Source organism: Mesorhizobium sp. Z1-4 (assembly GCF_004000235.1).
In the GTDB taxonomy this organism is placed as follows: domain Bacteria; phylum Pseudomonadota; class Alphaproteobacteria; order Rhizobiales; family Rhizobiaceae; genus RCIO01.
This window is the reverse complement of sequence record NZ_RCIO01000001.1, coordinates 877,585-892,024: the sequence shown is the minus strand read 5'-3', so window position 1 is coordinate 892,024 and position 14,440 is coordinate 877,585. Positions and strand designations below refer to the sequence as shown.

The 14,440-nt window shown below is 62.2% G+C and carries 12 protein-coding genes; 5 read left to right on the top strand and 7 right to left on the bottom strand.

What is annotated here, in order from left to right; all coding sequences use genetic code 11:
- Positions 1–15: 15 nt before the first annotated feature.
- Positions 16–1,029 carry a type II secretion system F family protein gene (locus EP165_RS04250; protein ID WP_127520288.1) on the top strand — a complete coding sequence of 338 codons (1,014 nt, stop codon included), beginning with the start codon at positions 16–18 and terminating at the stop codon, positions 1,027–1,029.
- A gap of 6 nt (positions 1,030–1,035) precedes the next feature.
- The gene (locus EP165_RS04245; protein ID WP_127520287.1) at positions 1,036–2,025 is read left to right on the top strand and encodes a type II secretion system F family protein; all 990 of its coding nucleotides are present in this window, start codon (positions 1,036–1,038) and stop codon (positions 2,023–2,025) included.
- 113 nt (positions 2,026–2,138) lie between these two features.
- Here EP165_RS04245 and EP165_RS04240 read toward each other — a convergent pair whose 3' ends face one another.
- Complete coding sequence (locus EP165_RS04240) at positions 2,139–2,951, bottom strand: tetratricopeptide repeat protein (RefSeq protein ID WP_127520286.1); 813 nt, start codon at positions 2,949–2,951, stop codon at positions 2,139–2,141.
- A 121-nt stretch (positions 2,952–3,072) separates the two neighbouring features.
- On the opposite strand from EP165_RS04240, the gene EP165_RS04235 reads away from it, so the two are divergent.
- From EP165_RS04235 to EP165_RS04225, 3 genes are all read left to right on the top strand, one after another.
- A complete protein-coding gene (locus EP165_RS04235) occupies positions 3,073–4,449 on the top strand; it encodes a leucyl aminopeptidase family protein (protein WP_127520285.1) in 1,377 nt (458 codons plus the stop codon).
- Positions 4,450–4,518: 69 nt separating this feature from the next.
- The gene (locus EP165_RS04230) at positions 4,519–4,869 is read left to right on the top strand and encodes a MarR family transcriptional regulator (RefSeq protein ID WP_127520284.1); all 351 of its coding nucleotides are present in this window, start codon (positions 4,519–4,521) and stop codon (positions 4,867–4,869) included.
- A complete protein-coding gene (locus tag EP165_RS04225) occupies positions 4,866–5,726 on the top strand; it encodes a C40 family peptidase (RefSeq protein ID WP_127520283.1) in 861 nt (286 codons plus the stop codon). The genes EP165_RS04230 and EP165_RS04225 overlap by 4 nt, the downstream gene beginning before the upstream one ends.
- On the opposite strand, the gene EP165_RS04220 is transcribed toward EP165_RS04225, so the two are convergent.
- The 6 genes from EP165_RS04220 to EP165_RS04195 are packed head-to-tail and all read right to left on the bottom strand — an operon-like array spanning position 5,723 to position 14,337.
- Complete coding sequence (locus EP165_RS04220) at positions 5,723–6,673, bottom strand: 2-hydroxyacid dehydrogenase (protein ID WP_127520282.1); 951 nt, start codon at positions 6,671–6,673, stop codon at positions 5,723–5,725. The genes EP165_RS04225 and EP165_RS04220 overlap by 4 nt on opposite strands.
- Complete coding sequence (locus EP165_RS04215) at positions 6,670–8,301, bottom strand: ABC transporter ATP-binding protein (RefSeq protein WP_127520281.1); 1,632 nt, start codon at positions 8,299–8,301, stop codon at positions 6,670–6,672. Before EP165_RS04215 ends, EP165_RS04220 begins: the two co-directional genes overlap by 4 nt.
- A complete protein-coding gene (locus tag EP165_RS04210) occupies positions 8,298–9,440 on the bottom strand; it encodes an ABC transporter permease (RefSeq protein WP_127520280.1) in 1,143 nt (380 codons plus the stop codon). Before EP165_RS04210 ends, EP165_RS04215 begins: the two co-directional genes overlap by 4 nt.
- 2 nt (positions 9,441–9,442) lie before the next feature.
- Complete coding sequence (locus EP165_RS04205) at positions 9,443–10,537, bottom strand: microcin C ABC transporter permease YejB (RefSeq protein ID WP_127520279.1); 1,095 nt, start codon at positions 10,535–10,537, stop codon at positions 9,443–9,445.
- A 48-nt stretch (positions 10,538–10,585) separates the two neighbouring features.
- Complete coding sequence (locus tag EP165_RS04200) at positions 10,586–12,463, bottom strand: extracellular solute-binding protein (protein WP_127520278.1); 1,878 nt, start codon at positions 12,461–12,463, stop codon at positions 10,586–10,588.
- A 2-nt stretch (positions 12,464–12,465) separates the two neighbouring features.
- Complete coding sequence (locus tag EP165_RS04195; protein WP_127520277.1) at positions 12,466–14,337, bottom strand: extracellular solute-binding protein; 1,872 nt, start codon at positions 14,335–14,337, stop codon at positions 12,466–12,468.
- Positions 14,338–14,440: the final 103 nt, after the last annotated feature.

Genomic DNA, 14,440 nt, shown 5'->3' with positions numbered 1-14,440 from the left:
AGGGCGCTGAACGCAATGTTCGGTCTCGACATGACATTTCTGATCTTCGTCCTGCTCGCCACGGTGAGCGCGGGCGCCGTCGCATACGCGCTGATGTACACAAACATCAGCAACGAGGCCAAAGCAGCCAAGCGCCTCGACACCGTAAAGAAGGCGGAAACCGATCGCGCCGTGGTGAAAGCGTCGCGAGACCGCCTTGCCGAGGCCGCGAAACGGCGCAAGTCGGTACAGGACTCGTTGAAGGACCTCGACGAACGTCAGAAAGATCGCGACCGCAACATCAAGAAGCCGCCCTTGCGCGTTCAGCTGCGCCAGGCCGGTATGAGCGTCAGTATCGAGCGCTTCTACGTCTATTCGGCACTCACCGGTGTCTTCATCACGGTCATCGCTTTCATTGCCGGCGCACCGCTGATTGCGCTGCCGGGCGCTCTGCTTGCAGGGGCGCTCGGACTGCCGCGCTGGTTCGTGTCGTTTCGCCGCGGCAGGCGCGTCAAGGCGTTTCTCAACGAGTTCCCGAACGCCCTCGACGTTATCGTCCGTGCCGTGAAATCGGGCCTGCCGCTCAATGACGGCATCCGGCTGATCGCGACGGAATCGCAGGAACCGGTGAAAACCGAATTCCGGCGTATTGTCGAGGCGCAGCAGGTCGGCATGCCGACCGCCGAAGCCGCGATGCGCATGCAGGAAACGATGCCGTGCCCGGAAGCGGGCTTTTTCGGCATCGTCATTCAAATTCAGCAGCAGGCCGGCGGCAACCTGTCGGAAGCTCTGGGCAATCTCTCGCGCGTGCTGCGCGACCGCAAGAAGATGAAAGCCAAGGTGCAGGCGTTGTCGATGGAAGCCAAGGCGTCGGCTGCGATTATCGGCGCGCTGCCGTTTATCGTCGCGTTTCTGGTCTACCTCACGAGCCCCTCATACATCATGCCGCTTTTCACCACGAGCAAGGGCCATCTGATCCTCGGCATTTCTGCCATCTGGATGGCGATGGGCATTTTCGTGATGAAAAAGATGATCAATATCGAGGTGTAGCCGGCAATGGTCGATCAGGTCGTCAAAGCTATTCTCGATCCGGGGTTCCTCATCGCCCTTCTGGTGGGTGTTGCGGTGTTCGCCACCTTCTTCACTGCGATGCCGGCGCTGAGCGGCAATCAGCTGAAGACACGCATGAAGTCGGTTGCGCTGGAACGTGACGAGCTGCGCGCCAAGCAGCGCGCAAGGCTTGCCAGCGAGGCAGACCGGCGCCGCAAGGGGCTGCGCGAGGAAGATTCGTCCGGCATGCGCTCCATTGTCGAGCGGCTGGATCTGAAGCGTGCGCTCGCCGACGAAGGAACCGTCGCCAAGCTTCGAATGGCCGGCTTTCGCGGCCAGAACCCGCTGACGCGGTTTCTTTTCTTCCGCCTGGTGCTGCCCGCGGTCGGCCTGGTTCTGGCGGTAATCTACATCTTCCTGCTTGGCGGATTGGCCGAACAGCCGGTCTTCGTGAAGCTTTTCGTGTGCATACTCTTTGCCTATGCCGGCTTCTACGCGCCGGTTGTCTATGTCTCCAACCGGGCGTCGAAACGCAAACAGTCCATTCAGATGGCCTGGCCGGACGCCCTGGACCTGATGCTCATCTGTGTCGAATCCGGCATTTCGATCGAGGCGGCGTTCAGGCGTGTCGCCGAGGAAATCGGCGTTCAGTCGGTGGAGCTGGCCGAGGAGCTGGTGCTGACCAACGCCGAGCTCTCCTTCCTTCAGGAGCGCCGTCAGGCCTACGAGAACCTTGCCAACCGGACCGGGCTCGAATCGGTAAAAAGCGTCTCGCAGGCGCTGATCCAGGCCGAGCGTTACGGCACGCCGGTCGGTCACGCGCTGCGTGTCCTGTCCAGCGAAAGCCGTGATGCGCGCATGAACGCGGCAGAGAAGAAGGCCGCCGCGCTGCCGCCGAAGCTCACGGTGCCGATGATTCTGTTTTTCCTGCCCGTGCTCTTTGCGGTGATCCTGGGGCCGGCAGGCATCCAGGTGAGCGAGCAGGGGATATTCTAGGGCAGTAGGGAGAGGACTTCCTCGCCCATCTCTCCAGCCGAAAAAAGCGAAGGGCGCCTGGGGCGCCCTTTTTCTTACTGCCTTAAAGCCTTATTGCCGTAAGGCCTATTCCCTTAGTTGGTATTCCGCTCTTCGTCTTCGAGCTGGCTCCAGGCGTTCTGCTGCGAAAGCATGGTGCGCAGATAGGCGACATTGGCTTTCGCCTGTTCGGGTGCGAGTTCCTGGCCGGCAATCTGTTCCGCCTCCTTGAAGCGGCCCTGCAAGCCGACGACGAGTGCCAGGTTCTGGCGTACACGGCTGTCGGCGCCCGGCGCCTGCACCGCTGCGCGCATGTGCTTCTCGGCAGTCTTGAGGTCGCCCTCCAGCACATACGACATGCCGAGGTTCGAAAGGATCGACGGGTCCTGGGGACGAAGCTCCAGCGCTTTGCCGTAGAGCTCCCGCGCTTTTGCACGCTGTCCAAGCTGATCCAGGATCGCGGCTTCGGCGGACACGAGCTTCCAGTCCGGATATTCAGGCGTCTGCGCGCGGCGAACGGCATCGAGCGCCGGTTCGAATTGCCCGGCGGAGGCGAGCGCCTTGCCATACGCAGCCAGCACCGATCGTTCCTGCGGAAAATCGATTGCGGCCTTGCGCATCACCGCGAGCGCCTGGTCGGTGCGGCCGGCCATCTGCAGGACGGCGGCGTAGCGCATGGCGACATTCGCGTTCTTGGTGTTTTTCGTATAGGCGCTGCCGAGCGACTGCAGTTCGGCATCGACTTCGGCCTGCGAAAGCGATTCGACCGGGCGCGAACTGGTTCTGTCGATCGATCCTGTTGTCAGCTTCTTGCTGGCGCAACCGGCCAGGCCAAGCGCCAGTATGGCGGTTGCCGAGATCAGGGCGAGCTTACTCGCCGCATGGGTGGACTGGCGAACTGGCAACATCGCGGCGCGGTCTCCTGATTCTGTGTGTCTTCGGCCGGTCGTCTTCCAGTCGAGAAATATTCTGTTAACCCTAACGGTTGGTTAAGGCCGGTTATGACGGCCGCAGGAAAAGGCCCGCCGCATGCCCGTGACCCTCGTCAGCCGCAGATCGAAAAACGCACTGCCGGTCTATTGCGTTGCCAGGGGCGAACTGGCCGCAAGCGAGGCCGGCGTCGAGGCACTGGCATGGGCGAAGGCGAACGGCTTTGACGGCGAGCCCGGCCGCACGCTTGTGATCCCCGGGGAGAACGGCAGCGTTGCCGGTGCATTCTTCGGTGTCGAGCCGCGGCGCGCGGGCTTCTCGCCGCTGATTTTCGGCAAGCTGGCCAAGGCGCTGCCGGCCGGCGAATGGTATTTCGCCGCCAGCCCCAGCGAGCCCGATCTAGCGGTGCTGGGGCTCACGCTCGGCGGCTATGTGTTCGACCGTTACCGCAAATCCGGCACCGCCGACTTGCGCGTGATCGCGCCGAAGGGCGCCGATGCCGGTGAGACAAGCAGGGTGGCGAGTGGTGTTTTCCTGACGCGCGACCTGATCAACACCCCGGCCAACGACATGGGGCCGGAGGGCATCGAAAAGGCTGCACGCAAGCTCGCCCGCGCCCACAAGGCGCAGATTTCAGTCATCAAGGGCGAGGCGCTCATTTCGCGCAATTTCCCTATGATCCATGCCGTCGGGCGTGCATCGGCCGAAGCGCCGAGGCTGATCGACATGCGCTGGGGGCCGAAGGACGCGCCGAAGGTTACACTGGTCGGCAAAGGCGTTGCTTTCGACACAGGTGGCCTCGATATCAAGCCGCCGTCCTCCATGCTTTTGATGAAAAAGGACATGGGTGGCGCGGCGAATGTGCTGGGCCTCGCGTCGATGATCATGGCGGCTGGCCGCAAGGTGCGCCTACGCGTGCTGGTTCCGGCCGTCGAAAATGCGATTTCAGCGAACGCGTTCCGGCCCGGGGACATACTGAAAAGCCGGAAAGGCATCACAGTTGAGGTCGGAAACACCGACGCCGAGGGCCGGCTCGTACTGGCCGACGCGCTGGCTTATGCCGATGAGGAGAAGCCCGATCTCCTGATCGACATGGCGACGCTGACCGGCGCGGCCCGTGTCGCGCTCGGTCCCGACCTGCCGCCCTTCTTTACTGATGACGAGGAGCTTGCCGGCCGGATTTCTCGCGCTGCCGAAGAGCGTGCCGATCCCGTGTGGCGAATGCCGCTCTGGTCGCCCTATGACAGCCGCTACTCCTCGCGCGTTGCCGACATCAACAACATCAGCAGCGACAGCTTTGCCGGTGCGATCATCGCCGCGCTCTTCCTGCGCCGTTTCGTCGAAAAGGCGAAGGGCTGGGCGCATTTCGACGTATTCGGCTGGAGCCCTCTGGAGCGGCCGCATTGTCCGGTCGGCGGCGAGGCGCAGGCCATCCGGGCGTTGGATAGCGTGATCGCGAAACACTATGCCGGCTGAGCGGCTTGCTATTGCCTTTGTTCGGGGGTTGAATGATACGGCCCCGTAACGATGCAGGAACAGCAGGCAATGGCGGTCGCATTGCGTCCATCGCAAGCCCTTCGCTTGTGGCAGCAGGTCGCGCTACACGAGGTCGAAAACGGCATGCCCGATCTTTCGACGCGGCAGCTGTCGATCCTTCTGACGATCTATCTCGATCCGCCGCCGCACACGGTGCGCGGGCTGGCTTCGCGGCTGAACGTTTCCAAGCCGGTTATCACCCGCGCGCTGGACACGATGGGCGCGCTTGAGCTGGTGTCGCGCCGTCGCGACGAGGCCGACCGCCGCAATGTGCTGATCGGACGGACCGTGACAGGCGCGCTTTTTGTCGAGAGGTTTGGCGATGCGGTGATCGCCAAGGCGGCGGAGCTGCCGACATGACTGCGCCGGACCGCCGCCTGAATGCGTATCGGCCCGACCTTGCCGACATCAGGCCGAAGGGCGAAATCGATGCAGCGAAATTCGTAAGCGGCGAGGCGGCGGAAATCGTGGTGGCGGTCGCCGACCTGAAGGGCACTCCGGATGGCAGCGCCGGCGTCGACCACCAGCTTCTGATGGGCGATCCGGTCGAAATTTTCGAGCGCATGAACGGATGGGCTTGGGTCCAGTCTGTGCGCGACGGCTATGTCGGCTATGTGCGGCAGGATGTGTTGGGTGCGGCCGGGCCGAAGCGAACGCACATTGTCGCCGTGCCGCGCAGTTTTGCCTATCCAACCGACGATCTGAAATCAGCGCCTGTTCAACCGCTTTCAATGGGCTGTGCCGTGCGGGTGACCGGGCAGACGGAACGCCGGGGTACTGCTTACGCGACGCTTTCAACAGGGCAATCAGTGGTCGCGGAACATTTGAGACCGCTTGGTGAGCACGCCGCCGACTATGTTGCGATCGCCGAAATGCTCGAGCGCGCGCCTTATCTTTGGGGCGGCGCGAGCGGCTTCGGCGTCGATTGCTCCGGCCTCGTTCACCTTGCGATGCGGATGACCGGTCGCGACGTGTTGCGCGACACCGACATGCAGGAACGCGCGCTGGGCGAGGAAATCGACCCGGGGGCCGAGCTCGAGAAGCTCCAGCGTGGCGATCTCGTTTTCTGGAAGGGCCATGTTGTGATCATGACCGACGGCAGAAATGCCATTCATGCGTCGGGCCGTTCGATGCTCGTCACCCGCGAGCCTATTGCCGACGCGGTTGCCCGCATCGCCGCGCTCTACGGCCCGCCGACGCGGTATCGCCGTCCCTAATAGCCGGCGCTTCTGTTCACCAGATTGGTCAGCGGCTCGCCGCGCTCATGGGCGTCCATTTGCGCCAGCATAGGCGGCACCAGATGTGCGGGGTCCGACGTAGCCGCCGCATGCGGCGTCACGAAGACGTTAGGATGCGTCCAGAGCGGACTGGTTTCGGGAAGCGGCTCCTGCTCGAAAACGTCGAGACTGACTTCCTTCAATATACCTTCGTCGAGCGCCCGCAGAATGTCGGTCTCGCGCTGCAGCTTGCCGCGGCCGGCATTGATCAGCACCGCGCCACCGAGCGCGTTCTTTTGCCGGAGTTGCGACAGAAGCCGGTAGTCGACAATGCCGCGCGTGTCGTGCGTCAAGGGCAGGAGCACGACCAGAATGTCGGTCGCCGCCAGAAAGCCGGGCAGGCCGTCGCGGCCATGCCAGCACGAGACGCCCTCCATCGGCCGCTCGGTGCGTGTCCAGCCGTTTACACTGAAGCCGAGATTCAGCAGCACGCCGGCCGCCGCGCGGCCGAGATGGCCCATGCCCATTATGCCGACGCTTATGTCGCCGGCCGGCGGCTGATACGGTTCGTCCCAAATCTTGCCGATCTGCTGCGCACGATACTGTATGCCCTGGCGGTGATGATCGAGCACCCGCCACACGATGTATTCGCGCATGTACTGGGTGAGGTTTTCGGCGACCACACGGACGATCGGCACGTCCGGCAGCCCGGGATCGGCAAAAAGATGGTCCACACCCGCGCCGACCGAAAAGACGGCGCGCAGATTTGGCAGCGCCGAAAGAACATTCGGTTTCTGCTTCCACACCACCGCATAGCGGATCGACGGATCGCGCGCGCCTTCAGGCTCCAGCACGACGTCGCGTTCCGTCGACAGCAGTTCGTACCACCGTTTCGGATCGTAACCCGTGACCGAAAGCAGAACCCGTCCTTTTCCGGTCTGGCTCACTGATTGACCACTCCTTTGGGCGCAGTCGCAATATCGAACGCGGCGGCAATGAGCGCGCGCGTATAATCGGTCTGCGGGTTGTCGAATATCTGCTCGGAGGGTCCGGCCTCCACCACCTTGCCGTGGCGCATCACGATCACCTGGTTGGCGAGCGCGCGCACGACTTTCAGGTCATGGCTAATGAAAAGGTAGGCGAGGCGATGGCGCCGCTGCAAGTCGCGCAGGAGGTCGACCACCTGAGCTTGAACGCTCATGTCGAGCGCCGACGTCGGCTCGTCCAGCATCACGAAGCGCGGCTTCAGCACCATCGCGCGGGCAATCGCGATACGCTGGCGCTGCCCGCCCGAGAATTCATGCGGGTAGCGGTTGCGTGTCGCCGGGTCGATGTCGACTTCCTTGAGAGCGTCTACCACGCGCTGCTCGCGTTCCTCCGGGCTGAGCGCAGGCTCATGAATTTCCAGCCCCTCGGCGACGATTTCGGTGATCGACATGCGCGGGCTGAGCGACCCGAACGGATCCTGGAACACGATCTGGATTTCGCTGCGCAACGGGCGCATGCCGGAGAAGCTGAGTTCGGAAATTTCGGTATCGCCGAAGTCGATCCTGCCTTCCGACGAAATCATGCGGGTGAGCGCGAGGCCGAGTGTCGTCTTTCCGGAGCCTGACTCGCCGACGATGCCGATCGTTTCGCCGGCACGTACCGAAACGTCGATGCCGTCGACCGCTTTCACATAGTCGACGGTGCTGCGCATGAACCCTTTTTTGATCGGAAACCAGACCTTGATGTCGCTGCCCCGGATCACGGTTTCGGCGCTGGCGTCTGTCTTCGGCGGACGGCCTTTCGGTTCCGCGGCGATCAGGTGGTGTGTGTACTCATGCGCAGGCGCTTCGAAAATCTGCGCCGTCGGTCCGCTCTCCACGATCTTGCCGTCGGTCATCACGCACACGCGGTCGGCGACCTTGCGTACGATGCCGAGGTCATGGGTTATGAACAGCATCGACATGTTGTTGCGCTGCTTGAGCTCCGCGAGCAGTTCCAGAATCTGCGCCTGAACGGTGACGTCGAGCGCCGTTGTTGGCTCGTCCGCGATCAGCAGCTCGGGTTCGTTGGCGAGCGCCATCGCGATCATCACGCGCTGCCGCTGCCCGCCCGAAAGCTGATGCGGATAGGCGCCGAGCCGCCGCTCGGGCTCCTGAATGCCCACCTCGTTGAGCAGCTCAAGCGTACGCGCCCGCGCCTCCGATTTGCTCAAGCCGCGATGCAGGTCGAGTATCTCGCCGATCTGCCGCTCGATCGTGTGCAGCGGGTTGAGCGAGGTCATCGGCTCCTGAAAGATCATGCTGATCTGGTTGCCGCGCACCTTGCGCAGGCTGCGTTCGTCGGCGGCAAGCAGATCCTGCCCGTGGAATGTGATCGATCCCGATGGGTGGCTCGCGGCCGGGTAGGGCAGCAGCTTCACGATCGACAGCGCCGACACCGACTTGCCGGAACCGGACTCGCCGACCAGCGCAACGGTCTCGCCCTTGCCGATGTCGAACGAGATACGATCGACGGCCGGCACGTCCTTGCCGTCTTGCCGGAAGGCAACGGAAAGATCGCGAATAGAAAGGAGGGGTTCGCTGTTCACCGAAACGTCTTCCTTGGATCGAAGGCGTCGCGTGTCGCTTCGCCGATGAAGATCAGCAGCGACAGCATCACCGAAAGAGTCAGGAAGCCGGTGATACCCAGCCACGGCGCGTTGAGGTTGCGCTGGCCCTGTCGCAGCAACTCGCCGAGCGAGGCGGAGCCCGGCGGCAGGCCGAAGCCAAGGAAGTCGAGCGAGGTCAAAGTGGTGATTGAGCCGTTCAGGATGAAGGGCAGGAAGGTCAGCGTGGCGACCATCGCGTTCGGCAGCAGGTGGCGGAACATGATCGTCACATTGCGCACGCCGAGCGCGCGCGCCGCATTCACATATTCGAAATTGCGCGCGCGCAGGAACTCCGCCCGCACCACGCCGACAAAGGCGACCCATGAGAACAGCAGCATGATGCCGAGCAGGATGAAGAAACCCGGTGGCAGCACAGCCGCGATAATCAGGATCAGGTAAAGGACCGGGATCGAGGACCAGATTTCGATCACACGCTGGAAGATGAGGTCGGTCCAGCCGCCGAAATAGCCCTGCACCGCGCCGGCCGACACGCCGATGACGGCGGAGGCCGCTGTGAGCACCAGACCGAACAGCACCGAGATACGGAAGCCGTAGATAATGCGGGCCAGTACGTCGCGCGCCTGATCGTCGGTGCCCAGCCAGTTCCAGTTGCCGAGCCGGCAGTCGGGGTCGTCCACGCCGTCAACGTAGCGTCCGCAGCGCGTCTCCTTATCATAGAGCCATGACGGTTTGGCCGGCGCCGCTTCGGGGATCTCGTTGTTGACGGTGCGGTAGGAGTAGCGAACCGGGGGCCAGATCAGCCAGCCATTGGCCTCGATCTCTTCTGCGATGATCGGGTCCCGATAGTCGGTTATGGCGAGGAAGCCGCCGAACTTCTCTTCCGGATAGTCGATGATCACCGGGGCCAGCAGCTCGCCCTTGTAGTAGGCGAGGATCGGCTTGTCGTTGGCGATGAATTCGGAGCCGAGGGACAACACGAACAGAACGAGGAAAATCCACAGCGACCAGTAGCCGCGCCGGTTAGCCTTGAAGTTCTGCCAGCGCCGCTGGTTCAGCGGCGAAAGCCAGGGCCGTCTCGCTGGCTGCAATGCCGGGTCGGTCCGAGCGATGGTATCCATTGTCAGACGTCCCGCCGGTCGAAATCGATGCGGGGATCGATCCAGGTGTAGATCAGGTCGGAGACCAGGCTGACCACGAGCCCGAGCAGCGAGAATATGTAGAGCGTTGCAAATACCACCGCGTAGTCGCGGTCGAGTACGGAGCGGAACCCGAGCAGGCCGAGCCCATCGAGCGAGAATATGTTCTCGATCAGCAGCGATCCGGTGAAAAAGGCCGAGATGAACGCGGCCGGAAATCCGGCAATGATGATCAGCATCGCGTTACGGAACACGTGGCCGTAAAGCACCTGCCTTTGCGTCAGCCCCTTGGCACGCGCGGTGACGACATATTGCTTGCGGATTTCCTCCAGAAACGAGTTCTTCGTCAAAAGCGTCGTGGTAGCGAAGGCCGAAAGCGCCAGCGAGATGAGCGGCAGCGTGAGATGCCAGAAATAGTCGGCGATCTTCTCCGGCCAGGAGAGTTCGGCGAAATTTTCCGAGGTCAGGCCGCGCAGCGGAAACCAGTCGAAGAACGAGCCGCCGGCGAACAGAACCATCAAAAGGATTGCGAACAGAAATCCGGGGATCGCGTAGCCGATGATAACGATGCCGCTTGTCCAGATGTCGAAGGCCGAGCCGTCCTTTACCGCCTTGCGAATGCCGAGCGGGATCGAGATCAGATAGGAGATCAGTGTGATCCAGATGCCGAGCGAGATCGAGACCGGCATCTTTTCCAGGATCAGGTCGATCACCGTGATGTCGCGGAAATAGCTCTCTCCGAAGTCGAACCGCGCATAGTTCCACAGCATCGTGAAGAAGCGCTCGAGCGGGGGCTTGTCGAAGCCGAACTGCTTCTCCAGCTGGGCGATGAATTGCGGGTCGAGCCCCTGGGCGCCGCGATATTGCGATTCGCCGCCGCCGAATTCCTGCCCCCCGCCGTCGCCGCCGCCTCCACCGCCAATGCGGTCCAGCGTGCCGCCATCCTGGCCCGAAAGCTGCGCGATGACCTGTTCCACCGGCCCGCCAGGCGCAAACTGAATAACGATGAAGGAGACTGCCATGATGCCGAACAGCGTCGGGATCATGAGCAGCAGCCGTCGAATGACATAGGCACCCATCAGTCGGCTGTCTCGGGCTTTTCGGTTTGCGTGCCGTTGTCTGGAATGTCAGGCCTTGCCAATCGCCTTTGCCTTTTCTTCGTCCAGCCACCAGATTTCTTCGACGGGGAACCCGTAGTCGGGCTTCGGTTCCTTGAACCCGAACATGTCCCAGAACGCGGCACGGTGATTCGCCGCGTTCCAATTTGGAATCCAGTCGCGCCGCGCGCGCAAGACCCGGTCGAGCGCCCGCATCGCCACGGTGAACTCTTCGCGTGTCTCCGCGCGCCCGGCTGTGTCGATCAGCGCATCCATGGCAGCGCTTTTCGTGCCTGGATAGTTGCGCGAGCCGGGCAGGTCGGCGGCTGACGAATGGAAGATGTTCGCGAGACTGGCCGGGGTCGGTGTTCCGCCGAACGAGGCGGCCATACCGACCATGTCGAAATCGAAGTCCGTAAGGCGGGACTGGAACTGGGTTTCATCCACCAGGCGGATAGAGGCGTTGAAACCGACAGCCCGAAGCATCTCCAGGAACGGTGTGAACACGCGAACGAAAATCTGATCGCGCACCAGGAGCTCGACCGGGAAGAGCTGCCCGCCCGCACCGCGGAAAGCACCATTCTCAACTGTCCAGCCGGCCTCTTCCATCAGCTGCCGGGCCCGGCGCAGCATGTTGCGGTCTCGGCCCGAACCGTCCGATACCGGCTGCATGACGGCCTCGCCAAAGGCTTGTTGTGGCAGCTCGTCGCGGAATGGCTCAAGCAGGGCCAGTTCCTCCGCACCCGGCAAACCCTCCGCCTTGTAGGGCGAGCGTTCGAAGCTCGACTGCGATCGCGCATAGGCGTCGTAGAAAATATTCCGGTTGGTCCATTCGAAGTCGAAACAATGCGCAATTGCCTCGCGCACCCGGATGTCGCGGAAGCGCTCGCGGCGCTGGTTGATCGCCCATGCCTGCATTGCGGGACGCAACTCGGCAGGAAACTCGCGTTTGACAACGCGACCGTCGCGGATGGCCGGGAAATCATACTCCGTAGCCCATACGCGCGAGGTGAATTCCTGGCGGAAAAGCACATCGCCTTTTTTAAACGCCTCGAAACCCGCCTGCCTGTCGCGAAAGAACTCGATACGAATGCGGTCGAAATTGTTGTAGCCGCGATTGACCGGCAGGTCCTTGCCCCAATAGTCGGCGACGCGGTGGTACTCGATCGTCTGTCCGGGCGCCATGAAGCCGACCTTGTAGGGCCCGCAGCCGAGCGGCGCCTCCAGCTCCGAGCCATCGAACGGGTGATCCCGGAACCAGGCCTTGGAAAGTACCGGATATTCGGCGATGCGAAACAGCGTCTGCGGCGACTGATCGCCATTGAAGGTGATGCGAAAGGTCTTGGGCCCAAGGGCAACCGCTTCGGTCATGTCGAACAGCGGCAGCTGGAATTCCGGATGGCCCTTCTCCCTCAATATCTCGAAGGTGAAAACGGCGTCCTCAGCCGTGATATCCGATCCGTCGTGAAAGCGCGCTTCCGGACGCAGCGCGAAGGTGAAACTGTTGCGGTCGGCCGAGATCGTGACGCTCTCGGCAAGCAGGCCGTAAAGTGCGTCCGGCTCGTCGAGCGACAGCTTCATCAGATAGTCGTGGCACATCTCCATGCGGGGCGGTGCATCGCCCCGCGGCACGAAGGTATTCAACGTGTTGAAGGTGTTGGTCGACTGGTTGAAGTACCAGTTGGGCGGTGAAAAGTTGAACGTTCCGCCCTTCGGCGCATCCGGGTTCACATAATCGAAATGGCTGAAGTCCGGCCCGTATTTGAGGTCGCCGAAGGTGGAAATGCCCCGCAGCGGTACTTCCGGCGCAAGCGCCGCGATTGCGCGCCCGGGCACGGCCGGCAGCGCAATGGCCGCCGCACCCATGGCGAGTATCTCGCGCCGGCTGAAGGCTATGCGGTTGGACATTGTCAGCCTCCGTATTTCCGCTCCAGCGCCTTTTCCTTCTCAGGGTCGATCCACCAGGAATCGACATCGATGCCGAGATAATCCGGCTGAGTCTCGGGAATACCGAACTTTTCCCAATAGGCGTAGCGCAGCGTCGGCTGGAAATATTGCGGGATCATATAATAGTTCCACAGCAGCACCCGATCGAGCGCGCGCGTGGTGGCAATCAGTGCTTCGCGGTCGGCGGCGAAAATGATCTTGTCGATCAGTGCATCGACCACCGGGCTCCGGATGCCGGCGACATTGCGGGAGCCTGGAATGTCGGCGGCCTGCGACGACCAGAAGTCGCGCTGCTCGTTGCCGGGTGACAGCGACTGCGCGAAACGCCCGGTCACCATATCGAAATCGAATGCCTGGAAACGCTGAATATATTGCGAGGTGTCGACGATACGCAGCGTCGCGTCGATACCCACCTTGCGAAGGGTCTCCACCAGCCCACCGGCGATAATCTCCGAAGTTGGCGAATTGCCGAGAAACTCGATCTTGAACTGCCCGCCGCTTTCGGCATTGACGAGCTTTCCGCCCTTCACCTCCCAGCCGGCCTCGCGAAACAGTCCCACTGCCTCGCGCAGATAGTTCCGTTCAGCGCGCGGGTCGTCATAGACCGGCAGCTTGAATTCTTCCGTGAAGAGCTCAGGCGGAAGCTGGTCGCGGAACTCCTCCAGGATCTGAAGCTCCGTGCCGTCCGGCAATCCGCTCGAGGCGAGTTCCGATTTTTCGAAATAGCTGGAGAAGCGTTTGTTGAGGCCGAAGAAATGCGTCCGGTTCTGCGCTTCGAAATTATAGGCAAGCGTAATCGCCTTGCGCACGCGGCGGTCCTGAAAGCGCGGGTGGCGCATGTTGAAGACAAACGCCTGCATGCCTTCGATACTGTTCGAGACGAATTCGCGTTTCACCACGTCGCCGGTTTCAAAGGCCGGAAAGTTGTACGCGGTCGACCAGCGCCTCGTGCTCAGCTCGCGGCGGACATCTTCGATGCCGCCCTTGGTGAAGGCGAGAAACTCGGCATTGTCGTCGAGGAAATAGGTGTAGCGGCGGCGCTCGAAATTGTTACGGCCGATGTTCACGGCGTTGTTTTCGGCCCAATAGTCCGCGACCCGTTTCCAGACGATGCTCGATCCGGGCTCGAAACTTTCGATCGCGTAGGGACCGCTGCCGAGCGGCGCCTCTAGCGTCGGTTGGGTGATATCCCGCGCATTGCCTCTGGCGTCGGTCCCTTCCCACCAGTGTTTCGGCAATACGGGCAAATCGCCCATGATATGCGGCAGCTCGCGGTTGCCTGTCTGGTCGAAGGTGAACAAAACCTCGCGCTCGCCGACGGCTTCCGCGCCGGTCACATTGGCGAAGTAGCGGTTGTGAAGCGGACTGTGTTCCTTGAGCATTTCGAACGACCAGATGACATCGTCCACGGTGATTGCCGTGCCGTCGTGCCACTTCGCGTCGGGGTCGATACGGTAGGTCGCGGAGGAAAAGTCTTCAGGGTGCCTGTAGGCGTCGGCAATCAGCGGATGGCTGGTGCTGGGCTCCGCGATAGACTGCTGCATCAGCGTTTCCCACAACAGCCCGCCAAACTGTGTCAGTCCCGCAGCCGGGGTGCCGCGTACGATGAAGGGATTGAAGCTGTCGAAAGTGCCGAACGCCGCCGAGTTCAGTGTCCCGCCTTTGGGTGCGTCCGGATTCACGTGGTCGTAACGCTCGAAAGCGCCGCGTTCGCGGTCGGGGTCGATGAGCGACGACGAAGTAAGCCACTCTTCGGCGGCACCGGCTGGCGATATGCCCGCTGCCGCCGCCAGCATCATCGCAGCGGCCGCAGGCACCGTTATGGCCAGGCGCATATGTTCAAACATCTCCAACCCTTTTGCCGGTTCACTCGATCTTCCTGCAAAAACTAGCCCGCTCTGCGGCAAAAGAAAGCGTCCAGGCAGCAATATTCGCCCC

What these genes read in the sequence shown, in the direction of transcription:
- EP165_RS04250 (WP_127520288.1), top strand. Translation starts at nt 16, where the DNA reads ATGTTCGGTCTCGACATGACATTTCTGATCTTCGTCCTGCTCGCCACG.
- EP165_RS04245 (WP_127520287.1), top strand. Translation starts at nt 1,036, where the DNA reads ATGGTCGATCAGGTCGTCAAAGCTATTCTCGATCCGGGGTTCCTCATC.
- EP165_RS04240 (WP_127520286.1), bottom strand. Translation starts at nt 2,951, where the DNA reads ATGTTGCCAGTTCGCCAGTCCACCCATGCGGCGAGTAAGCTCGCCCTG.
- EP165_RS04235 (WP_127520285.1), top strand. Translation starts at nt 3,073, where the DNA reads ATGCCCGTGACCCTCGTCAGCCGCAGATCGAAAAACGCACTGCCGGTC.
- EP165_RS04230 (WP_127520284.1), top strand. Translation starts at nt 4,519, where the DNA reads ATGGCGGTCGCATTGCGTCCATCGCAAGCCCTTCGCTTGTGGCAGCAG.
- EP165_RS04225 (WP_127520283.1), top strand. Translation starts at nt 4,866, where the DNA reads ATGACTGCGCCGGACCGCCGCCTGAATGCGTATCGGCCCGACCTTGCC.
- EP165_RS04210 (WP_127520280.1), bottom strand. Translation starts at nt 9,440, where the DNA reads ATGGATACCATCGCTCGGACCGACCCGGCATTGCAGCCAGCGAGACGG.
- EP165_RS04205 (WP_127520279.1), bottom strand. Translation starts at nt 10,537, where the DNA reads ATGGGTGCCTATGTCATTCGACGGCTGCTGCTCATGATCCCGACGCTG.
- EP165_RS04200 (WP_127520278.1), bottom strand. Translation starts at nt 12,463, where the DNA reads ATGTCCAACCGCATAGCCTTCAGCCGGCGCGAGATACTCGCCATGGGT.
- EP165_RS04195 (WP_127520277.1), bottom strand. Translation starts at nt 14,337, where the DNA reads ATGCGCCTGGCCATAACGGTGCCTGCGGCCGCTGCGATGATGCTGGCG.